Origin of the sequence: Haloferax sp. Atlit-109R (assembly GCF_003665865.1) — an archaeon.
In the GTDB taxonomy this organism is placed as follows: Archaea; Halobacteriota; Halobacteria; order Halobacteriales; family Haloferacaceae; genus Haloferax; species Haloferax volcanii.
The window spans coordinates 738,528-755,365 of the sequence record NZ_QPLO01000002.1; the positions used below are offsets into that span (position 1 = coordinate 738,528).

Annotated in this window: 15 protein-coding genes; 5 read left to right on the forward strand and 10 right to left on the reverse strand. The window is 62.9% G+C overall.

From position 1 onward, the window contains the following. Nucleotides 1-185 precede the first annotated feature (185 nt). The 5 genes from DVK03_RS12395 to DVK03_RS12415 all read right to left on the reverse strand — a co-directional run bounded on the left by DVK03_RS12395 (nt 186) and on the right by DVK03_RS12415 (nt 5,334). Nucleotides 186-1,343 (reverse strand): sialidase family protein, encoded by a 1,158-nt coding sequence (locus DVK03_RS12395; RefSeq protein ID WP_115803080.1) that lies wholly within the window; start codon nt 1,341-1,343, stop codon nt 186-188. 63 nt (nt 1,344-1,406) lie between these two features. Then, complete coding sequence (locus tag DVK03_RS12400) at nt 1,407-2,246, reverse strand: hypothetical protein (RefSeq protein ID WP_233521780.1); 840 nt, start codon at nt 2,244-2,246, stop codon at nt 1,407-1,409. Between the two features lie 11 nt (nt 2,247-2,257). Continuing rightward, on the reverse strand, nt 2,258-3,361 hold the full coding sequence (locus DVK03_RS12405) for an ABC transporter ATP-binding protein (RefSeq protein ID WP_115803328.1): 1,104 nt from the start codon (nt 3,359-3,361) through the stop codon (nt 2,258-2,260). 111 nt (nt 3,362-3,472) lie between these two features. Then, a complete protein-coding gene (locus DVK03_RS12410; RefSeq protein WP_004062769.1) occupies nt 3,473-4,393 on the reverse strand; it encodes a carbohydrate ABC transporter permease in 921 nt (306 codons plus the stop codon). After that, a complete protein-coding gene (locus DVK03_RS12415; RefSeq protein ID WP_006601242.1) occupies nt 4,390-5,334 on the reverse strand; it encodes a carbohydrate ABC transporter permease in 945 nt (314 codons plus the stop codon). The genes DVK03_RS12410 and DVK03_RS12415 overlap by 4 nt, the downstream gene beginning before the upstream one ends. A gap of 180 nt (nt 5,335-5,514) precedes the next feature. Here DVK03_RS12415 and DVK03_RS12420 point away from each other — a divergent pair, with 180 nt between their 5' ends. Next, nucleotides 5,515-6,291, forward strand: coding sequence for an aldo/keto reductase (locus DVK03_RS12420; RefSeq protein ID WP_004062772.1), 777 nt, complete (start codon nt 5,515-5,517; stop codon nt 6,289-6,291). Between the two features lie 235 nt (nt 6,292-6,526). Here the strand turns inward: DVK03_RS12420 and DVK03_RS12425 are convergent, their stop codons facing one another. Next, the gene (locus tag DVK03_RS12425; RefSeq protein ID WP_004062773.1) at nt 6,527-7,462 is read right to left on the reverse strand and encodes a dihydrodipicolinate synthase family protein; all 936 of its coding nucleotides are present in this window, start codon (nt 7,460-7,462) and stop codon (nt 6,527-6,529) included. 133 nt (nt 7,463-7,595) lie between these two features. Next, nucleotides 7,596-8,807, reverse strand: coding sequence for an ABC transporter substrate-binding protein (locus DVK03_RS12430; RefSeq protein ID WP_004062774.1), 1,212 nt, complete (start codon nt 8,805-8,807; stop codon nt 7,596-7,598). Between the two features lie 303 nt (nt 8,808-9,110). On the opposite strand from DVK03_RS12430, the gene DVK03_RS12435 reads away from it, so the two are divergent. After that, complete coding sequence (locus DVK03_RS12435) at nt 9,111-10,349, forward strand: four-carbon acid sugar kinase family protein (protein ID WP_115803082.1); 1,239 nt, start codon at nt 9,111-9,113, stop codon at nt 10,347-10,349. Further along, entirely contained in the window at nt 10,349-11,356 is a 1,008-nt protein-coding gene (gene pdxA / locus DVK03_RS12440; RefSeq protein ID WP_115803083.1) for a 4-hydroxythreonine-4-phosphate dehydrogenase PdxA, read from the forward strand. The genes DVK03_RS12435 and pdxA overlap by 1 nt, the downstream gene beginning before the upstream one ends. A 69-nt stretch (nt 11,357-11,425) precedes the next feature. On the opposite strand, the gene DVK03_RS12445 is transcribed toward pdxA, so the two are convergent. From DVK03_RS12445 to DVK03_RS12455, 3 genes are all read right to left on the reverse strand, one after another. Beyond that, nucleotides 11,426-12,190 (reverse strand): IclR family transcriptional regulator, encoded by a 765-nt coding sequence (locus DVK03_RS12445; RefSeq protein ID WP_115803084.1) that lies wholly within the window; start codon nt 12,188-12,190, stop codon nt 11,426-11,428. 655 nt (nt 12,191-12,845) lie between these two features. Further along, entirely contained in the window at nt 12,846-14,306 is a 1,461-nt protein-coding gene (locus DVK03_RS12450) for an FGGY family carbohydrate kinase (RefSeq protein ID WP_008605504.1), read from the reverse strand. A gap of 347 nt (nt 14,307-14,653) precedes the next feature. Beyond that, the gene (locus tag DVK03_RS12455) at nt 14,654-15,415 is read right to left on the reverse strand and encodes an IclR family transcriptional regulator (protein WP_004041991.1); all 762 of its coding nucleotides are present in this window, start codon (nt 15,413-15,415) and stop codon (nt 14,654-14,656) included. 212 nt (nt 15,416-15,627) lie between these two features. On the opposite strand from DVK03_RS12455, the gene DVK03_RS12460 reads away from it, so the two are divergent. Together DVK03_RS12460 and DVK03_RS12465 are read left to right on the forward strand one after the other, a co-directional pair. Next, nucleotides 15,628-16,053, forward strand: a complete 426-nt coding sequence (locus tag DVK03_RS12460) for a secondary thiamine-phosphate synthase enzyme YjbQ (RefSeq protein ID WP_004062779.1) — start codon at nt 15,628-15,630, stop codon at nt 16,051-16,053. Nucleotides 16,054-16,055: 2 nt separating this feature from the next. Further along, nucleotides 16,056-16,832, forward strand: a complete 777-nt coding sequence (locus DVK03_RS12465; RefSeq protein WP_115803085.1) for a class I fructose-bisphosphate aldolase — start codon at nt 16,056-16,058, stop codon at nt 16,830-16,832. The last annotated feature ends 6 nt before the right edge of the window (nt 16,833-16,838 follow it).

Consider the following 16,838-nt stretch of genomic DNA (forward strand, 5'->3'; position numbering starts at 1 on the left):
GTTGTCAGAATTACGTCCTCGATGACCCGTCGTATGCCTACTCGGGGAGACTAACGGTCCCGCGGACTGCGCCGCGGACGACGAGCGAGACACCAGTAGGGGTGCATCGAAACAGCGACTCGTCTGACGAGACGGTGCCACGGCCATGGAGTAAAAGCGCGGTTACGAGGTTGTTCGCCGGGAAATCACCGCTCGGTGAGTAGTTCTGTCGGGTCGAATCGAGTGGCCGCGATGTGTCGTTGACCCCCGTCGACAGCGACGTCGTCGTCCTGTTCGTTGAAATAGTACGTGGCGAGGATGGTCCCGTCGTCGAGCACGGCCGCCCGCGGGTAGCCGAGGTCGTAGTTCGCGCCGTCGTCGCGGAGAATCCATTCGCGGCTCCACGTGGCACCGTCGTCGTGACTCACGCGGGCGCGGATGCCGTACGGCGGGTGGCGGTAGCCGTAGATGCACACGAGCGACCCGTCGTACTCAAGGAGTTTGCTCGGTGCGCCGAGGTCGTTCACGCGCGAGACGAACGACCAGTTGCGCCCGTCGTCGGTCGAGCGATAGATTTCGGTCCACTCGCAGTCGACTGATATCTTACACCGAACGGCCGCGACGAGCGTCCCGTCCTCGAGCAGGACTGGCGAGGGACACAGCATGCGGTACTTCTCGCTCCCGTCGATCTGCGACAGGAACGTCCAGTTCTGCCCCCCATCGAACGACGCGTACACGATTGGCACGTCGTGGGGGTCGCTTCCCGTCTTCCCCGTCAGCATCAACAGGAGCGTGCCGTCTTCGCGAGTGATGTACGACGGACGGCCCTGTATTCGCTCGAAGTCGAACATCGGGAGGCGCTTCGCGTCGCTCCACGAGTCCCCACCGTCGTCGGACAGCTTCACCCAGGGAACCGCGTCCGAGGCCGCTGAATGCGGAGACGACCAACAGGCCATGAGGGTGTCCCGATTCGAGAAGTCGTGGGGCTCGATGTCCGGAATCTCGTTGTAGAGCACCTGTTCGGAGGTCTCGACGTTATCCGAGATGACCCCGTCGTCCGTCCACGTGTCGCCGCCGTCGGTCGTTCGCATCGCACGGATAGCGCCGTAGGTCTCGATGCGTGCGTGGCTCAGCTGATTCTGCTTGTTCTCGGTCGGGGAGACGACGCTCCCGTAGCGAACGACCTTGGCGTCGTGGAGGTTCTCGGGCACCGAGTAATCGCAGTCGTGGTTGATGAACGCGACGACCACGCCATCGTCGGTCTTCCACATCCCGCCGTTGAAGGGCCACGCCGAGAACTCGCCGTCACCGTGGTAGACGACGGTGTGTTCGGCACTCTCGACTCTCTTGGGTGAAGCTAGCATGCGTCTGTTTCAGAGAGTTGGGGCGGGGATATTAAAGATACCGCAGGCGGTGGTGAAAACGGGTCACGCCCCGACGACTTCGACGAACGAGGCGTCGCAGTCCGCACATCGCATCGTCGTGACGGTTCGCGTCCGACAGCACGTCGCTTCGGTTCGACGCTGAAAGCCGGGGTCGCCGCCGCAGGACGGGCAGCGGTCGAGGAACAGTCGAAGCTCGCCGAGGGCGATGCCTCGCGTTCGCGAAGACAGCCCGTGCCATCCCGGGAGTTCGCTCGCCAGCGCAACCGCACCGGCCGCGTCGGCGAGGAACGCTTCGCGCGAGGGCCACCGACCGGCGTGCGCCCCATCGACGGAGACGGCGAAGTCGCCGGCCGATTCGTCGACGACGAACTCGGACGACTCGGCATCGACAAGCGCGGACTCCGAGAGTGCGGCGTCTACGTCGGTACCGATGGCGTCGAGTGCGTCCGTCCACGCACAACGAACGGCGTCCGTCAGACAGAAATCCGCCCCGCCGTCGCACGGCACAAGCACGCCGTGTTCGACGAGGACGTTGTCGCGGTCGCGGTCGCGGTCACTCACGTCGGTCGGTTCCGGATGCGAATCGAGGGCCGTCTGTGCCGGCCCGTGTTCGAAATACGCCATCGCCCGCGAGGGGAGGTATCGCTGTGTCAGGGTCGGTGTCCCCGGTATCAGATACCCCCGGAGACCGATGACTGCGGCCGACGCCGCGAGTGAGACAGCACCCAAGAGCGGCGACCCCGCCCACGCGACGACTCCGGCGAGGGCAACGGCGAAAACGGCGTTCACGCCGGTACAGGGGAGACACCGATTATCACCCGTGTACGCTGGATTCCTGACGCGGTCGAGCACGGTCGAGCCGCGGTGACGTAGCCAGTGCATCGGTCACCTCGTCAGACGTCCGGGCCGCGGGTCACGACGTCGTCGGAGCCGGAATCGAAGAGATGCGTCGCCCGAGTCTCGATAGCGAGGCGAACCACCTCGCCTTTTTCGTAGGAGTTGTCGGCCGGGAGCGTCACCCTGACTTCGCCCTGCGGGCCCTCGATGGTCGCCAGCATCTGCTTTCCGATCCGCTCGATGAGGGTGATTTCGCCTTCGAGATCACCGTCGTTCCGGTCGAGCCTGACGTCTTCGGGCCGGACGCCAACCGTGACGTCGTCGCCGACGCCGACCGCCGTGGAGTCGACCACCTGAAGCTCGACGTCTCGACCGTCGACCGATACGACGACCGTCTCGCCGCTCGCGCGGTCGACGGTGCCGTCGAAGAAGTTCATCGACGGGTTGCCGATGAAGTTCGCCACGAACCGGTTCGCCGGCCGCTGGTAGAGTTCGTCGGGCGTCCCGATCTGCTCGATGCCGCCGTCGTTGAACACCGCGATACGGTCGCTCATCGTCATCGCCTCCTCTTGGTCGTGCGTCACGTAGATTGTCGGCTTCTCCACGCGGTCGTGGACGCGCTGGATTTCCTTGCGAATCTCGACTTTGAGCTTCGCGTCGAGGTCGCTCAGCGGCTCGTCCATCAGGAACGCCTCCGGTTCGTGGACGATGGTTCGCGCCAAGGCCGCCCGCTGTTGCTGGCCACCGCTGAGTTCGCCGGGGTACTTCTCCAGCAACTCGCGAATCTGCATGATGTCCGCGGCTTCCTCGGCGTTCTCGTATCGCTCCTGCTTCGGAACGTTCCGGACTTTCAGCGGGTAGGAGATGTTCTCTTTTACCTTCATGTGCGGGTAGAGAGCGATGTTCTGGAACATCATCGCTAAGTTCCGCTTGTGAGCCGGCTTCCCCGTCATGTCCTCGCCATCGAATCGGATGCTCCCGCTCGTCGGCGTTTCGAGCCCCGCGATACAGCGGAGCGTCGTCGTCTTCCCGCAGCCCGATGGGCCGACGAACGTGAAGAAATCGCCTTCGTCGATGCTGAAATCGATGCCATCGACGGCCGTTATCGTGCCGGACGGCGAACTGAACTCTTTCCGCAGGGAGCTGACCTCAATAGTCATGATTAACAACCACACACATCTTGTGAGACGGTCCCATTATACGTTTCGGTGGATGCAGATTCTCAGCTCGACTGCGAGCGAAAAACGAGGGCACAGGACTGCGGTCGAGCGTTACATCTGTCCGCCGACTTCGAAGCCTTCGAGGAGGTACTTCTGGAGCGCGAAGACGAAGATGAACGCCGGGATTACCATCATCACGCTCGCGGCCATCACCTCCCCCCAGAGCGTCTGCTTCTGTATCGTGAACATGTGGATACCGACGGTCAGTGGCCAGTTCTCACTGGTCGGCATGATGATGCGGGGAATCGTGTACGCCCCCCACGCCGTCGCGTACGAGAAAATCGCGACCGCGATGACGCCGGGCTTCGCCATCGGCAGTGCGATCTCGTAGAACGCGCGGAACGGCGACGCGCCGGCCATCTGAGCGGATTCCTCGAGCGAGATGGGGACGTTCTGGAAGAACTTCCACATCAGCCAGATACCGAACGGAAGCGCCGTCGCCGTGACCGCGAGAATGAGACCGAGGTGACTGTTGATGAGGCCGATGCGACTCCAGAAGATGAACATCGGGATCGCGAGGAGAATCTGCGGGAACATGTACCCGAAGAGGATGATTCTCGCGAACGTCTTCTTGTGTGGGATGTCGATGCGCGTGAGCCCGTAGCCGGCCAGCGTCGACATCGACGTCGTGACGCCGACGACGCCGACCGAGAGAATCATGCTGTTCGTGAAGTACGTCGGGAAGTTCGTCCCCTCGAACGTATTGACGAAGTTCTCGACGGAGAACGTCTGCGGCAACAGCGTCTGCGGAACGTTGTAGATCATGTCGGTCGGCCGCAGCGCCGTGCTGACCATCCAGAAGATGGGGAAGATGACGACGAAGAGCAGCAGCACCAACAGGGCGTTCAAAAGCAGGTTCCACCCTCTCGACCGACCTTGGTGCGAGAGGTGCGTCAGCGGGTTCCACGGCTTGTCTACGGTTCGCTGCTTGACGCTCGACCACTTCCGCCCGATGTCGTTGCGGATGCTCATTCTGCACGCACCTCCGCGGACGGTTCGAAGATGCGGAAGTACAACACCGCCGCGACCAACAACACGAGGAACAACACGGTCGAGACGGCCGCCGCGATACCGAGTCGACTCGTCCCGAAGGCGACGTTGTACGCGTAGATGGGTGCGGTGGTCGTCGCCCCGCGAGGGCCGCCCTGAGTGAGGACCCAGATGTAGTCGAAGGTGTTGAACATCCATACCGCACGCAGCAGCAACACGATGAAGAACACGCCCTTCAGGTTCGGGAGGGTGATATCCCGGAAGCGTTGGTACGCCGTCGCACCGGACATCTTCGCGGCCTCGTAGAAGCTCTCCGGGATGGCCTGCAACCGAGCGAGCACCATCACCGTGACGAAGATGGAGTCCTTCCAACTACTCGTGAGAATCGCCGCGAGCATCGCAGAGCCCTGATTGCCGAAGAACGACACGTACCCCTCGGTGAGTCCGATCTGGACGGCGAGTTGGTTGACGATTCCCCACTGCGAGTTCAGCATCCAGAGCGCCATGAAGCCGATGACCGCGTTCGGGATGAGATACGGGAGAATCGCGAACGTCCGCGCGATGTTGACGAACTTGAACGACCGATTGAGTAGCAACGCGAGGGCGGTGCCGAAGACCACCTGAATGACGACCGAACCGCCCGCGTAGACGACCGACCGGCTGAGCGCATCGTAAAACGAATCGCTCGACAGGAGCGTCTCGAAGTTCGCGACACCGATCCACTGCCACTCGTTCGAGAACGCGTTGATGCTGAAGAAACTCGCGCCGATGACGCCGACAATCGGAACGAGATTCACGAACGTGAAGAGCAACATCGGCGGGAGAATCGTCAGCGCGGCCAGTACCTTCTTCTTCGAGAGGAACTCGAACGCCTCGTCTCGTAGTTGTCGAGCCCGAGAGCCGTGCTTGTTGATTGTACTCATGGAACGTGCCAATTCTTCATGAACCAATGGTAAAAATCTTCCCATCACCGTAGTCATCGGGGTGAGTGAAAAGGACGAAACCAGGCGGAGCGCACCCCGACGAGGACGTATCCGCCCCCATAGATTATTATAGGAGTATGCGAGAACGTACTGACGACCATGGTATTTGGAGAGCCGAGAGTGGGCTTCGGAACGTGGCAGAACACCGACCCGGACGCCTGTGCGGAGAGCGTCCGAACGGCGCTGGAGATGGGCTACCGCCACATCGACACGGCGCAGCTGTACGACAACGAAGCCTACGTGGGCGACGGAATCGAGCGTGCGGACGTCGACCGCGAGGAGATAACGCTGGGGACGAAACTCTGGCCAGGCGACCTCGCGTCCGACCGCGTCCCCGAAGCGGTCTCCGAGAGCCTCGACCGCCTCGGCGTGGACTACGTCGACGTCCTCTACGTGCACTGGCCGGCGAAAGACTACGACGCCGCGGACACGTTAGGCGCGTTCGCCGAACTCCGAGACGAGGGCCTGATTCGACACGTCGGCGTGAGTAACTTCACCGCCGACCTGCTCGACGAGGCGCAGGCCGCCTGCGACGTTCCAATCGCCGTCAATCAGGTCGAACTGCATCCGCTGCTCCCGCAACCGGACCTCATCGAGTACTGTCGCGGTCACGATATCGAAGTCGTCGCCTACTCGCCGCTCGCCCGCGGCGAGGTCTTCGAGATTCCGGAGATAACCGACATCGCCCGCGAAAACGGGCTCAGCGAGGCGCAGGTCGCCATCGCGTGGCTGCTCTCGAAAGACGGGGTCCACCCCATCCCGAAGGCGTCGAGCGAAGACCACATCCGTGGAAACCTCGAAGCCGCGGATATCGAACTCGCGTCGGACGAACTCGCTCGTATCGACGATATCGACCGCGAGCTACGAATCGCCGACCGAGACTGGGTCGACTGGTAACACCGACCCGAGAGCGGGCTTTTACGAACCGTCTGGAAGAACCACCAGCAGTGGCACACGAGTGACGGTGCTGCGGGTTCCGAACCGAACACGCCTCGGGGTCGGTACCTATGTGGCACAGAAAAGAAATCGGTAGGGGACGCCGACTGCACGCCGGGTCGTCGCAGGCAGGAGCGACACCGGAATCTGCGTCGCGGTTGGACGGCAGACAGATTCGGGGCGGGAGACGACTGCCCTAATCGTCGGCGGCGACCACTTCTCTGGCTCCTCGTTCGCGCATGTGTGCGACGGCCTGCTCGATTGCCGCGCGTTTCTCGTCGCCGTTCGTCACCTCGTCGAACGGGTGGAAGAGATGGCCCGGGTCGCGCCCGAGGACGTCGATGGCCGCTTTTTCGCCAGCGGGGAAGTTCGACTCGTAGTCTTCCATCGCGGCGCGGATGAGCGGCACGATAGAGAGGTGAAGCTCGCGAGCGCGGTCGTAGTCGCCGCGTTGGGTGGCTTCCCAGATTTGGACGGAGATACGCGGGCAGACGCTGCTGATACCCACGATACCGCCGTTGACGCCCAGCGTGTACGTCGGGAACTGCGCGATGCTCATCCCACCGAGCACGAAGCCGTCGTCGCCGATGGCTCGGAGATAGCGCGTCAAGTTACCGAGCGTGCTACTGACCTTGATGCCGACGACTTCCGGAATCTCCCGGACGAGGTCGCCGACGAGTTCCGCGTCGAGGTCGAGCAACGACATGACGTCGTAAACGACGATCGGGAGCTCCGAGACGTCCGCAATCGCGCGGTAGTAGTCGCGAATCGAGTCGTTGTCAGCCATATGCGAGCCGGCGTACCCCGTCGGTGGCATCACCATGAGGAAGTCAGCGCCGGCGTCGCGAGCGAGCCCCGCTTTCGTGGTGGCCTCGCGCGTCTGCCGCGCGATGACTCCCGCGACCACGGGAACGGCGCCGTCGACTTCGTCGACCGCGACTTCGTAGAGGTGCTGGAGCTGGTCGTTGTTCATCCGCATCCCTTCGCCGGTGCTTCCGCCGACGACGACGCCGGAAACGCCGGCGTCGAGATGGTAGCGAATCTCGTCTCTGAACGCGTCGTCTTTCAGTTGGCCATCAGCGTCGAGCGGGGTGATAAGCGGGGGGTTTACGCCGTGAAGTTCGTTGGTCATCTGTTGTTGGGGTCGTGTGTGAATCGGTGTGTCGTTTGGAACGTAACGGAGTCCGCTGTCGCGGTTACGGGGCCTTCGACACGTCGAGACGGAGGCCTCCGGCGTCGGTGGCTGTGACGTGAGTCACGCATCGTTACGGCCCTTTCGCCTGGTTCAGCGACTCGCGGGCGCTCTCGGCGACCTGGTCGACCGCCTCGCCGGGTGCCATGTCCTCGCTGATCACGAGCGAGATGGCGGTCGAACCCGGTCGCGTCGTGAAGATCGAATCGACGTAGGGGTTCGGTGGGCTGGTCTCGTGCGCCGGCGGAATCGCGTCGGTGACAGATTTCCACGCCGCGATATCCTCGTCGGTGTAGGAGTCCGGGAGCTTCTCCCGCATGTCTATCTCCTCTTTTTGTTTCGGGTACAGCGGCGCGTTCTGGATGTTGATGTAGCGCTCGTAGTACTCCGGTTGGAAGATGAATCGGTCGAGGAACGTCTTCGCCATGTCCGTGTTCGACCCCTCGAACGAACAGATCGACTTGATGACGCCGAAGAACTCCCCGGGGCCGTCGGGTCCCGGAATCGGCTCGGCGCGGATGTGTTGGTGGAAGTCGCGGTCGCGTTCAATCGACTGAATCTTCGGCCGTGCACCGCCGTACGTCGTGTGCGCCGACGATTCGGTGTGAAGCGCGTTGATTCGCTCCTCACAGCCGATGTCCGAACCGGGACCCGTGTAGGGCTGGAGCCGTTTGCGGAATTCGAGCATCTCGATCCAGCGCTCGCGGTTCTCTCCTTGGTCGATAGAGACCACGACCTCGCCGTCGTCGTTCCGAGTCGCCATGTTCGCGCCGTTACTCCGAAGGAAGCACTGAGCGACGAGTTCGCTACAATAGTGCGTCGACCACGGGAGCAGCGTCGCATCGGTCACCTCGTCAGAGTTGCTGGCTTCCTCCATCCAACTGACCATGTTCTCCCAGGAGTCCGGCTTCGACTCGGCGATGTCCTCTCGGTACCATTGCAGGTAGGGAATCGCGAAGAAGGGAATCGTGTAATGCTCGCCGTCGCGTTTGAGAAACGACCGCTCGTGGGGCATGCCCAGTCGGTCCGTAACCGTCTCGACCAAGTCGGTCATCGGCGCGAGCGTCCCCTGATTCTGGAGCTGCGTCGATTGCGTCACCGACGTGGGGAACAGCTCCGGTGGGTTGCCGGACTGAATGAGCTGAATGATTCGCTCTTGGATGCTCTGGCCCTCCGCACCGCATTCGAGGGTGACTGACGCGCCCGTCCGGTTTTCGAACTCCGCGAACGCGTCCTCCCAGACGCGCTTGAACACGTCCGAACACTCGTCGGTGACGACGCGCATCTCGCGCCCGCTGTAATCCGGCCAACCGTTTTCCTGGACCGAACCGGTCGTACTTCCTTCCGTGGGCGTCGACCCTGAACCACCGCCACCGCCGCCGATACACCCCGCAAGCCCGGCGACCGCTGAGCCGCCGACGGCTCTCAGGACGTTTCTGCGTCGAGTGACACTCCTCTCGCTGTCTCGGCATTCGTTCGATGCCATGAAACCTGCTTCATGATTGTAATGTAAATACATTTCTAATCATTGTTGACATTTGTCACACAACGGCCGAACATTCATGAGGGCGGGGCGGAACCGGTCGGTATGACCGAGTTGCACGCAGTCGTCATCGCAGACGACATCACCGGAGCGAACGACACCGGCAGTCAATTCGCCAGTCGAGGGTATCGGACGAACGTCGCGTTCGACCCGAACGCACCGACGGACTGTGACGTTCTCGTCGTCGACACGGAGACGCGGGAAGCGCCGCCGACGGAGGCGTACGACTCGGTTCGAACCGTCGTGGCAGCACACGACGCGCCCGTCCTGTACAAGAAACTCGACTCGACGCTCCGCGGGAACGTCGCTGACGAACTGACGGCGCTCCTCGACGCCGCGACGCCGGACCTGCTGTTGCTCGCGCCGGCGTTTCCGGCGAACGGACGGACGACGGAAGACGGCGTCCAACTGGTCGATGGGGACCCGGTCCTTCAGACGCTCACCGACTCGGAGAACCTCCCTTCGGCGTCATCCGTCGTGGATTTGCTCTCGTCGGTCCCGTACCCCGTCGAAACGATGCACACGGGCATCGTAGACGCGGGACGGCAGGCCGTCCGGTCGCGGCTCACCGAGATACACAGACGCCACAACGAACCGGCCGTCGTCGTCGCCGACGCAACGTCGCAGACACACCTTCGGTCGCTCGCCGACGCGGCCGACCGGCTCGCCGCCGATATCGCCTACGCGGGGAGCGGCGGGCTCGCGGGGGCGTTGTCGCTCTCACCCACTGACGGGGGCGAAGGGGCGGTACTCGGGGTCGTCGGGAGCGTCAGCGAGACCTCGTTCGAGCAACTCACCGCAGTCCCCGACGGTGCGCTCGTGGTACTGGACCCCGAGGCGATGCTCGAACGCCCCGAAGAAGCCGCGGCCTCTGCGCTCGGCCCGCTTCTCGAGGCACAGCGCGTCCACGGCTTCGCTGTCGTCACGTCGGCCGCGTCTCCCGGGGCCGTCGACGCGGTGCATCGGACCGCGGACGCGCTCGGACTCGACGAAAACGCCGTCAAAGACCGAATCGCGACGGCGTTGCGCGAGACCGTCCGACGAGTCCACGAGTCGCGACCACTGACCGGCCTGTTCACGACCGGCGGTTCGACGACTATCGCGGTGCTCGACGAACTCGACGCGACATCGCTCGACCTGACGGGAATCGAACTTTCGGAGGGGGTTCCGCTCACCAGAATTCGCGGCGGACCGGCGGACGAGACGTTGCTCGTGACCAAGGCAGGGTCGTTCGGTGAGCCGACGACAATAGTTAATTGCCTCGACTTCATCGGTACGCGGTGATGACGGAAGCAGAGAGACCCCTCGTCGGCGTGACGATGGGAGACCCCGGTGGTATCGGAAGCGAGATAATCGTCAAGGCAGCACCGCAGGTGACCGACGACGCGGACGTGGTCGTCATCGGTGACGCAGACGCGGTCCGGAACGCGGTAGCGCAGTGCGGGAGCGACCTGACCGTCGAGGCGGTCGACACCGTCGCTGACGTTCGGTCCGCCCCGTCGACGCTGCCCGTCCTCGACCTCGACAACGTCGCGTCGCTCGCTCACGGCGAAATCGACGAAGCGTACGGACGAGCCTCGCTGGAGTACGTCGAGCGCGCCATCGAACTCGCCATCGCAGGCGACATCGACGCCATCGCGACGGCTCCGATTCACAAGCAGGCGACGGCACGGGCCGGAAGTGAATTCGCGGGCCACACCGGGATGCTCGCGGCGTACACGGAGACGGACAACTACTCGATGATGCTCATCGAGGGAGGACTGCGCGTCACGCACGTGAGCACGCACGTCCCGCTCCGCGAGGCCTGCGACCTCGTGACGACCGAAAACGTCCGCGACACCATCACGGTCACCGCTCAGGGGTTGCGCGACCTGGGAATCGACGACCCGACGATCGCCGTCGCCGGCTTGAATCCCCACGCCGGAGAGGGCGGCCTCCTTGGCACGGAGGACGACGACGCCATCGAGCCGGCGGTCGACCAGGCCCGTGCGGCGGGCATCGACGCCGAAGGGCCCATTCCGCCGGACACCGTCTACGTCAAGGCGGCCGCCGGCGACTACGACTGCGTCGTCTCGATGTATCACGACCAGGGACACATCCCCATCAAGATGCTCGGCTTCGACAGTACCGACACCGTCAGCGGCGTCAACATGACGGTCGGACTGCCGATCATCAGGACGAGCGTCGACCACGGCACGGCGTTCGACATCGCGGGGCAGGGAATCGCATCCGAGTCGAGCATGGTCGACGCGATTCGAACCGCCGCCCGCGTCGCCGTCGAGCGAGTGTGACGAACACGGAGGACCCGTCAAGTGGTTTCGGCGGCGTTTCCAACTGGCGTGGAAACATCGTATCGTCGGTTACGCGTGTTCTATCTTGAGTTCGATGATGTTGGTCCCGTTGAGGATCTTGTGTGAGAGTTCCTCTTCGACGCGGTCGTCCCGGAGCTTGTTCGACGGGACGGTCACGCTGATCGCGCCGACGGGATTGCCCTCGATGTCCTGAATCGGCGCTCCGACACAGCTGATACCGACGTCCCCTTCGTCTCGCTCGATAGCGTACCCGCGTTCTCGCGTGGCGTCGAGCTCCTCGAAGAGCGCCTCGCACGTGCGGACGGTGTTTTCGGTGACCGCTCGAAGCCCCCACTTGTCGACGATATCGTTCACCTTGTCGTCGGAGAAACACGAGAGGATAGCCCGCCCGAAGGCGGGTCGATGGAGGTACGAGTGCTTCCCCACGGGCGCGAGGTCGACAGCGGCGTTGTCGCCGCGCGCCATGAAAATCACGACGCCGCGACCGCTCTCCTCGATTGCGAGATTGACAAGTTCACCGGTCTCTTTCGCCAAGTCGTGGACGACCTTTCGCCCGTGTCGGTAGACCGGAAGTCGCTCTCGAATCTTGCCCCCGTAGTGGAGGAACTGAAGCGAGAGTCGGTACTTGCTGTCCTCCTTGACGACGTACTCGTTCTCTCGGAGCGTTTGTAGGTGGACGTAGACGGTGCTCGTCGGGAGTCCGGTTCGCTCCGACAGTTCCGTCACCCCGAGTGAGTCCTCCTCCACTAGCGCCTCGACGATTTCGAGAGTCCGTTCAACCGCCTCGAGCGTTCGTGGTTCGTTGGTTGCCATACGATAACACACTGTTTCCAACCTGATTAAATATTTGGGTTTGAAGCATAGTTGAGCACGGTTATCACCGCTGAATCGAACACTAGCCGAGAAAGCGACCCTAGGTCGGGGTATCGGCTGTCTCACCGGCCACCATTCGGCGTAGGGCTCTCCGTCTCCGTCTCGAAACGGGACCGTTGCATGCAGAGAAGCGCTTTCAGAACGTCCGCCTCCGTGTGCGACAAGTGGACGGTTCCGGAATCGTCTGCGTTGTAATGCCACGATTACGAACGGTTCGGGTCGAGAGTTTCGTTTCCACTCCGAGTGAAAGCACTAAACGGTACGAGTTGCACTGCGTGGGGACTTGCTCCGTGATAGCCACGCGAACGCACGGTTTCGAGTGTCGTTGGAGTGGTTCGGCGGCGAGCGAGCGACCCGCGGAACCGTAACGCCGATTGGAATGGTCGCCGCTGGTCGGAGCCGCCGTGCGTCGCTTTCCACGTGAGTTGGAAACCGTTTCGGAGCGAGCGGTCACGCGCTCCGCTCGGATACGAGATAGGCAGTATCGATTACAGGTGTATGCTTGTAATACATCGACGGATTACGGTTCCCGCGTCCGTGCCGTCGACGCGGTCGGTCGTCGTCCAGTCGGCGGGCCACGCCGTCACGGTCGATGTCACTCCCGTTGATAGAACGCCGCGATGTCCCGCCATCGGTCGAAGTACGCCTCTTTTTGCGTATCGAAGTCCGCGCTGACCGACGGGTCCGGCTCGATAACGTCACGCTCTCGGAGGAGGTTTTCCGCCGCCGTCTCGACGTCGCTGTAAATCGACGTGATGAGCGCGGGAGCCATGACCGCGCCGGCAGTCGTTCGCGGTTCCATCTCGACGACCGGGCGGTCCCATATCGACGCCCGGAGCGTGTTCCACCAGTCGTAGTTGCCGTCGAGCGTCGGCGTCCCGTCGTTGATGACGAGCACGCGGTCGATGTCCGTGTCGAAGTGTTCTTCGACCAGCGAGATGTACGTCCACTCGGTCAGGATGATGCCGGTAATGAGCCCGCGCGCCAGTCGGCCGTGGACCTCCTCGGTCGACAGGGAGTTGTCGTAGTTGAGGCCGAGGAGCGACCCCGCGACGTCGGCGTCGAAAAACGGGCTTCGGTTGCCCTTGAGGAACACCTCGTAGCCGTGGCCGCTCGGGACTTGTCGGGCGAGTTCGAGCCCGCGCTCCGGCGTGCAGTTGAGGACGCGGTCGAAGAACCATCGGAGGAGGTTGCCGGTGTCGAACGACGCACCTGGCAGATAGCCGTCGATGGGGTGGCGGTGGTAGTACAGCGCCGGGTGGGGCGAGACGGACTCCGAGACGTACTTGACGACGCTCGACGCGCCGAAGGTGATGCTGAAGTCCCCGGGTTTGACGCCGCCGTTCGCCAGCACCGAGGCGTTGCCGTCAGTGAGCCCCTGAAAGAGTTTGATACCGTCGAAGTCGGTCCGCTCGGCCAACTGACCGTCGGCGACCCCGATGAACGAGCCGGGGGGGCGAATCGCCGGAAAGAGCGACCGAGGCAGGTCGAGCGTCTCGAACAGCGACTCGAACCACGTGGGGAGTGGCGTCGTCACGTCGGCGCCGAACTTCAACGCGTTCGTCCAGTCGGTCTCGATATCGCGCCACGGCGTCGACGCGTCGAATCGGAGCCGGTACAACAGCCACGTCGTCGGGCTGAGAATCCACTCCACCCGCTGGAACTTTTCGGGGTGCTCCTCGCGAAGCTTCAGAATCTTCGGAAGAGGGCTGGTCGGAGAAAACGCGATATTCTGGTTAATCGAGAGGTCAGACAGGTCGAGGTCGCGGAGCTTCGACGCCTGTTCGGGCGCGGAATCGAAGTACATCTGCGGGGGGAACACCGGCTCGCCGTACTTGTCGACGAGCACGGCGGTCCCCGACGTACTCGCGACCGAGCCGATGCCGGTCTGCGGGAGCGCCGGCGCCGCCTCGTGGAGCGCTCGCTCCCACGCGAGCGTCGTCTGCTCGGCGACGGGTGCCTCACCGCCGGCGAGTCGTTCGCCGTCGGTGCTGTACACATCGACATGCACGCTCGCGGTACCGAGATGAACGCCGACCAGTTGCGGGCTCTCCATACCACGCTGTCACGCAGGACGCCATTAAATCCTTCCGAGGATGGTACCTCGACGAGGGCGCGAGGGCGCAGTTCGGCCGACTGGCAACAGCGGGGTTCAGTTGGCAATAGTTAGCATACGCTCTAGCGGAGAGCATATCTGGGTGACAAATGGCTCCGGTTCGGGAGAATACAATTAGATAACCGCAGAGAGAAGAGACATAATCAGATAGACCGTAATTATTGTTGGAGTAGCATGCATTCTGTATTTAAGAACGAATGTACACTCAGACTGAACAACACCGTCAGAGCCGGCGGCGACTTGCAAGAGCCGTCGAGACGTTCATTACAACTGTATTCTTGTAATCTTTAGTGGTTCGTGTGGAGTTCGATGACGTTGGCGGCGCTCTGGACGATGTCGGGAACCTCGTCGGTGAACCGCTCGTTATTCATGCGGCTGACGGGTTGCGAGACGCTGATTGCACCCAGGACGGTCCCGTCTTTCGCGATGATGGGGGCGCCAACGCATCGGAGCCCTCTGATGAGTTCCTCGTTGTCCACGGCATAGCCCCGGTCACGGACCGTCGCCAACTGTGCGTCGAGTTCCGCTCTGTCGGTAATCGTCTGGTCGGTCTCCGCGGGAAGGCCGTGTTCCTCGATGATTTCGTCGACGCGCTCGGACGGGAGGTGCGCCAGTATCGCCTTTCCGAGACCGATGGCGTGGAGCGGCCGTCTGAGGCCGGGGTAGATGTCTAAATCGACCGCCCGCTCACCCTGTTCGGAGGCGAGATAGACGCCCTGTCCGTACTCCTCGACCATCAGGTTCGCGAGCTCACCGGTCTGGGACGCCAACCGGTGGACCTCCCGCTTCGCCACCTGATACAGCGGGTGGCGGTGCTGTACGTATCCCCCGAACCCGAGCAGGCGGAGACTCAGTTCGTAATCGGTCCCGTCGCGGACGACGAACTTCTCGGCTTCGAGCGTGCTGAGGTGGTTGTGAACCGTGCTCTTGTTCATCCCGAGTTCCCGCGCGAGGAACGTCACACTGCTCGACCCGTGTTCTCGAAGCGCGTCGAGCACCCGAATCGTCTTCCGACTCGTTTCGATCCGGTTGGGCGCGTTTTCTGTCATAACTGCGTGTCGTCGAGGCAACCCTAAATAGTTTGTTCCACCGAGCAGAACAACTGTTCGACTCGGTGAGACAGTGGAGCGAACCACCGACACCGTCCGAACGGTGGTTGTAGAAGGGAGAGCCCAAGATATCTGCCGCCTAACGGTCGCTGTGCGGCGTTCGGGAGATTGTCGGCAAAAACTATTTACGCTCACTCCCTGAGCTACGGTGTATGGAGATACAGACAGAGAGCTTCTCCATCGAGAGCCACAGCAGGTTCGAGATTCTGAGCGTCACTCCCGAGGTGGAAGCGACCATCGAGGACCTCGGCGTGACCGATGGACTCGTGTACGTGTCGACGCCCCACACGTCTGCGGCGCTCTCGACCAACGAGTACGAAGAGAAGCTCCTCGACGACATGATTGACAAGTTCAAGGAGATAGCCCCCCCGGACGACGGCTACTACCACGACCTCGACCACATCACCGCGGGCGAGCAGCCGAACGCCCACGCGCACCTCATCTCCGCGATGATCAAGCGACCGGTCCTTCTCGTCCTCCGCGACGGGGAGCTCGACCTCGGGACCTGGGAAGAGGTCATGTTCTTCGAACTGTGCGGCCCGCGCGAGCGAACGATTACCACGACGATTCTACGATAACCATGACGAACCAACGACTCGGACGATCGGTGACTGTCGCCATCGACCACGGCCTCCATTGGGGTTCGCTTGAGGGGTTCGAGGACCCCGCGGCGCTCCTCGACACGGTGTTGGATGCCGGCCCCGACGGTATCCTGGCGAGCGTGCCGTTTCTGAAGCGCTTCGAGGACCGAATCGACGCCGCCGACGTCCACACCATCGGCACGCTCGACCTCCTGTACGACTCGACGATGCCGGGCGACGTCGAGAACGCCGAAATCCACTCCCAGGTGTTCAGCGTCGAGGACTGCGCCGAGGTGGCCGACGCCGCGAAAGTCGCGCTCGTCTTCGGGCGGGAGAGTCCCGACGTGCTGAAGGAGAACGCCGAGTTCGTCGCGGCCGCGGCCGAAGACTGCGACGACGCGGGGATTCCGCTCATCGTCGAGCCCACACTCTGGGGCCAGCGCGCTGACGACGAGTTCGACACCGACTACCTCGTCAACGCCAACCGCCTCGGCTTCGAACTCGGCGCGGACATCCTGAAGACCCCGTACCCGCCCACGGGCTTCGAGCGCATCGTGCACAACGCGCCGGTGCCGACGTACATCGCCGGCGGCCCCACCGTCGAGACGGACCGAGAGGTACTGGAGATGGTCCACGGTGCCGTCGAGGCCGGTTCGCAGGGCGTGATGTTCGGCCGGAACGTCTGGCAGCGGGACGACCCCGCGGCCATCATCGACGCGCTCTCGGCCATCGTCCACAAGGGCGCGACTATCGAGGAGGCGGCGACGCTGTTATGACTCCCC